The sequence below is a fragment of the Sphingomonas sp. Leaf10 genome (assembly GCF_001421245.1).
Classification (GTDB): Bacteria; Pseudomonadota; Alphaproteobacteria; order Sphingomonadales; family Sphingomonadaceae; genus Sphingomonas.
Genome location: NZ_LMKE01000021.1, coordinates 1 through 4,454 on the forward strand (window position 1 = coordinate 1; position 4,454 = coordinate 4,454).

General features: G+C 60.4%; 6 protein-coding genes. 2 read left to right on the forward strand and 4 right to left on the reverse strand.

What is annotated here, in order from left to right; genetic code table 11:
- Positions 1 to 123: 123 nt before the first annotated feature.
- The 3 genes from ASE59_RS13320 to ASE59_RS13330 form a co-directional block, all read right to left on the reverse strand.
- On the reverse strand, positions 124 to 675 hold the full coding sequence (locus ASE59_RS13320) for an antibiotic biosynthesis monooxygenase (RefSeq protein ID WP_156360078.1): 552 nt from the start codon (positions 673 to 675) through the stop codon (positions 124 to 126).
- A 169-nt stretch (positions 676 to 844) separates the two neighbouring features.
- On the reverse strand, positions 845 to 1,369 hold the full coding sequence (locus ASE59_RS19255) for a DUF937 domain-containing protein (RefSeq protein WP_082458446.1): 525 nt from the start codon (positions 1,367 to 1,369) through the stop codon (positions 845 to 847).
- Positions 1,370 to 1,927: 558 nt separating this feature from the next.
- The gene (locus tag ASE59_RS13330; RefSeq protein ID WP_056457076.1) at positions 1,928 to 2,503 is read right to left on the reverse strand and encodes a DUF4142 domain-containing protein; all 576 of its coding nucleotides are present in this window, start codon (positions 2,501 to 2,503) and stop codon (positions 1,928 to 1,930) included.
- 142 nt (positions 2,504 to 2,645) lie between these two features.
- Between ASE59_RS13330 and ASE59_RS13335 the strand changes: the two genes are divergently transcribed.
- Positions 2,646 to 3,056 carry a DUF3597 domain-containing protein gene (locus tag ASE59_RS13335; RefSeq protein ID WP_056457083.1) on the forward strand — a complete coding sequence of 137 codons (411 nt, stop codon included), beginning with the start codon at positions 2,646 to 2,648 and terminating at the stop codon, positions 3,054 to 3,056.
- A 361-nt stretch (positions 3,057 to 3,417) separates the two neighbouring features.
- Here ASE59_RS13335 and ASE59_RS13340 read toward each other — a convergent pair whose 3' ends face one another.
- Complete coding sequence (locus tag ASE59_RS13340) at positions 3,418 to 3,687, reverse strand: HU family DNA-binding protein (protein WP_056457086.1); 270 nt, start codon at positions 3,685 to 3,687, stop codon at positions 3,418 to 3,420.
- A 162-nt stretch (positions 3,688 to 3,849) separates the two neighbouring features.
- Between ASE59_RS13340 and ASE59_RS13345 the strand changes: the two genes are divergently transcribed.
- On the forward strand, positions 3,850 to 4,119 hold the full coding sequence (locus ASE59_RS13345) for a hypothetical protein (protein WP_056457089.1): 270 nt from the start codon (positions 3,850 to 3,852) through the stop codon (positions 4,117 to 4,119).
- Positions 4,120 to 4,454 lie beyond the last annotated feature (335 nt).

Below are 4,454 nucleotides of genomic sequence, written 5' to 3' on the forward strand. Positions count from 1 at the left end.
CCGTCCGTCCCTTCAAGGGCCGGTCTCTAGTTCAACGTGGATGAAGAAACGGGGGTCACGTCAGAGGATGTAAAAGGTCCGTTATCCGCACCCCATTCTACTTCGTAGCCATGTTCCAAGCCCTCACGTCTGTAGCCGGCCGGAACCGTCCCGCAGCAGCCAGAATCGGGTATATCGTTGCAGGCGTGGCAGGATAATCCATTGCAGCGTCGCGGTGAGCAGTAGTGATGAGGGCAGGAGTTGTAGGGGCAACGGTGCATCTTTGAGCGCTGTGCGGATCACCAAGCTGATCGTTAGCAGGATGGGAAATACCGTCAGCCAGGTCGTCACGAACCGTTTCCACTTGCTGGCGCTCGCATCGCTCGGCAGTTCGAAGGCGACGCCTTCGCCAACATCGATCTGGCGAAGTGAAGTAGAAAATCCGTCAGCGATGGCAACGTGTGCGCGTATCTGCGCATCGTCATGCCATGCCTCAACTGCCGCACGGTCATCAAACCGAAAGAGGAGATGCTGAAACCCCGCGGTCTGGCCGAGCCGGATAGCAGCCCGATATCCCGGCGCCGCGCGGGCAAGACGGTTTAGTTCCGTCACCCATTGTTCAAAATCCTGTTCGTGGCCCGCCCGGATTGCTCGGCTAGTGACGACGGTGGCGGTATGGGCTGGATCAATGGGCATGGCGGTTAGAACATACGACAAACCACCCTGTTGCCCGCTCGCCTCTTTTTACGCGACCGCCTAAACAGTTCGCGGGCGCGCGCCGAACTCCCAAGCCGACAGGCCGCCCGACACCCAACACGATGCCGCTTTCTCATGGAGTAATCGCATGGGCGGCCGGACACCTGGTCTAACGACGGCCGCCAAGTATCGAACCGAGCATGCCCCCCAAGCCACCTTCGAGGCCGCCGCCGTTCAAGCCGCCATTGGTTCCGGCGCCACCAAGTCCGCCAAGAACCGTACTGAGGATACCGCCAAGGCCACCCGGCTGCCCACCGGATTGGCCCGACAGGTGACCTGCGACCAGCATGGCAAGGATTGGCAGCATCTGCTTGAGAAGTGCGGGGTCCAGGCCACTGTTCTCGGCAGCCTGTCCCGCCACCTGACGGCTGACGTCCTTCGACCCGAAAATGCCACCAAGCAGCGCGTTGCCCCGAGCGATCTCGGTGGGCTCGCCGCCTACGACGTTGTGGGCGAGCCCGGCCCCGCCGAGCGCATCGACATGCGTTTCCAGTGCAGCGGAATTGTTCCCCATTCCGCCTAGCACGGATGGCAGTAAGGCTTCGGCACCACGCCACGCCTGCTCGGGCGGTATGCCCAGCTGGCCAGCAAGCGCTTCTATGCCGCCGTTCGGTAGCAGGTCGTTGAGATTCATTGGAAATTCCTTGTTGCCACGCCGTCAACGGCTATCGACGTGCATGGCTCCTGCGAGCAACACATCAGACCCTGGCGTTCAGAGGGGGCGTCAGACGCACTCGCCAGGACTGCGTTGTCGCACCTGTCACGCCAAAATCGTTGTCGCTGACGAGCCGCAGTTCGGTAGAGGAAAGCAGTGCCATGCCCTTGCTCCCTCCGCGATCGTCATCAACGCAATGTCGGCTTCACTCAGCACTTCATCTTCCAGCTAATATCGTGAACACGGCCGATAGCTGAGCCGCAGATCGTTCACCGTGCGATCTGCGGCTTTTGCGTATGACAGGCACGTTAGGCACCGGTCCGCATCGCGTTCCGGGCGATGGCGTTTGCCTGACATCGTGATGATCCGACGTTCGTTGAACGCTAGGCCGAGTGGTAGCCGGAAAGCTTTGACCTTGAAGCGGTCACACGGTGCGTGGATCCCAGTTGAACGGCAATGGGCAGGTCAGTCCTGCCCATTGCCGCAAGCCTTCTAACGAGAAGCGGTACTTGGCTGCTTGGAAAGATCAGAATGCGGCTAGGCCTTCATCACCTTCGCCATGTTGAGATGAGCGGTGACGATCGGGATCATCTCCTCAGCGAACGCCTTGAGCTGTGGTGCGTTGCCGTTGGCGGCGTAGGCCTTCAGTGCGTCGAGCGTTTTCTGATGGCCGGCCGCCTGCTCCGTCTTGTAAGCCTGATCGAAAGCGGTGCCGTTCAGCGTCTTCAACTGATCGAGCTTCGCCTGCTGTTCCGCATTCAACGCAGGGACGGGGGTGATCGTCGGTGCTGCACCAGCGGCGGCTCTCTGTAGCTTGGCGGTTGAAGCTGTGTGCGCCTCGACCATCTTATTGGCGTAGGCCTTGACCGCCGCCGACGCGCCGTTGGTCAACGCCAACTTCGACGTCTCGATCTCGAATGCATCGCTGGCCGCTGCTACGTTGGCGAAATTCTGCGCGTCGCTTACGGTCGTTGAAGGGGTGCCGGTAACGTTGACGCCATCGGCTTCCACCGTCGTTGTCACCGTATTGGTCTGGCTGGCGTCGTTGTTGCGCCCACAGGCGGCAAGAGCCAGAAGGGCGGCTGACGTGATGATCGTTTTGCGGAATATCATGACGGGTTTCCTTACGGACGCGTCGGGGCGCCAACAGGATAACCTCGAACGCGACGCTGACGTTCCCGCGGGGACCCTCTAGCCTGCCCCTGACGTTCTTGCCGACACCGTCACGGCGGTCGCCAATCAAGGAACGAATACGATGAGCATCTTTGGCAACATCATGGGCAAGATTTTTCATCACAAACAGGACAAGCCGACCGGTCAGCCGGTGCAGCCAGCGCCTGCCGCCCCCATGCCCGTCGCACCACAGGCAGCGCCCATGCAGTCGGCCGCTCCCAAAGCACCAACTCAGAGCGTCGATGTCGGTGCGGTTCTATCCGAGATGGCCTCGATGCAGAACGGTGGCGGCAATTACCGAACTTCGATCGTTGATCTGCTCAATCTGCTGGGTCTCGATCACAGCCTCGCAGCGCGTAAGGAGCTGGCGGACGAACTCGGCGTACATGCCGGTGCGCCTGGTACCGCGGAGCAGAACATCGCTCTGCACAAGGCCGTGATGACCAAGCTCGCCGAGAATGGCGGCGCCGTACCCGACAGCCTGCGAAACTGAGCCATCACCAGCCCCTGCGACGTGGTCCATCCACGTCGTACGGACGCTTAAGCGATCCGTGTCGGGGTCAGTATCACCGGGCAACGCATTCACGACCCAGGTGTATCGCGAGCACATCTTGATTGGGCCGCTACCTCGACCATCTTAGCGGTAGCATCAACGACTGAAAGGAGGTGATCGAATGTCTCATTGTCACACGCCGGGTACGGCAACGGGTATGGGCATGATCGCTTCTGCGGGACATGCCTGCGCCTGAATGGTTGCCGGCTTTGGCCGACAATGGAAAGGCCGCCCCGAGAGGGGCGGCCTTTCGCTTTAAGGGCATTTGGAACACCAGACTGGCAACCAGTCGCCTTTTCCCTCAAAGCTTGTCCTTCAGCCCCTTGGCGGGCGTGAACGACACTTTCTTGGCTGCGGCAATCGTGATCGCTTCACCCGTTGCCGGGTTACGCCCTTGCCGTTCGGGACGATCCTTCACTGAGAATTTGCCGAACCCAGGGATGGCAACCTCTTCACCCTTGGCAGCTGCATTCCCGATCGCCTCGAACACAGCGAGGATTGCCACCTTGGCGTCCGCCTCGCTGGTCTCCGCTATCGAAGCCACGCCCTTTGCAAGGTCACTGATATTCATACTGTTCGCGCTCCGTTTGAAACGGAGCGGACCTTACCCATCGCCATCCCAGAGGCAACCGGTGCGAGGGGCTACGCCACCGTGCCCCTTGCATCGATCAGACTTGCCAACCTTTCCTGGCCGCGTATGGCGTATTCCCTCCAAAATGAGGGATATTGCTCGATGAAGAAGGTTTTTGCGCTCGGCGTTGCCGTTGGTCTGATGTCGCTGTCCGCTTGCAACAACACCCCGCGTGAGCAGGCTGCCGACAACATCGAAGCGAACGCGGAAGCGGTCGCCGATAACCTCGAAGAGGCCGCTGACAACGTCACCAACGAAGCAGCCGAAGCCAATCTCGAGAACGCTGCTGAAGCAGTACGCGCGACCGGCGAGAACCAGGCTGAAGATATGCGCACCCACGATGCCGACACGAACCTGAAGAACGGCATCTAACCACTGTCGGCTTCGGGTCGGACGGACGGTTAGCTCCTACGCCTGGTAAGCCGGTCCGGTGAAGCGCTCGTAGCGATGCGGGCGCCTTTTTCCGTTTACAGCAGCTGCGCCGCTGCTCTTACCACCCTTGGTAGAAGGGGCTACCCACCTCTCTCTAGTACCGACTGACCTCGTTCGACGGTGCTACAGCACGCTGCAGCGGACCCACCAAGGTCCCCCGGCCTTTTAGTTGCCATGAGTTATATTCGACGAAAACGATCCATGGCCTCTCCAAGGTAAGCGTGGTCAGCAGGCCGCCTTGCGGTAGCGCTGGCTGTCAGGATGCTTGTCGCCTT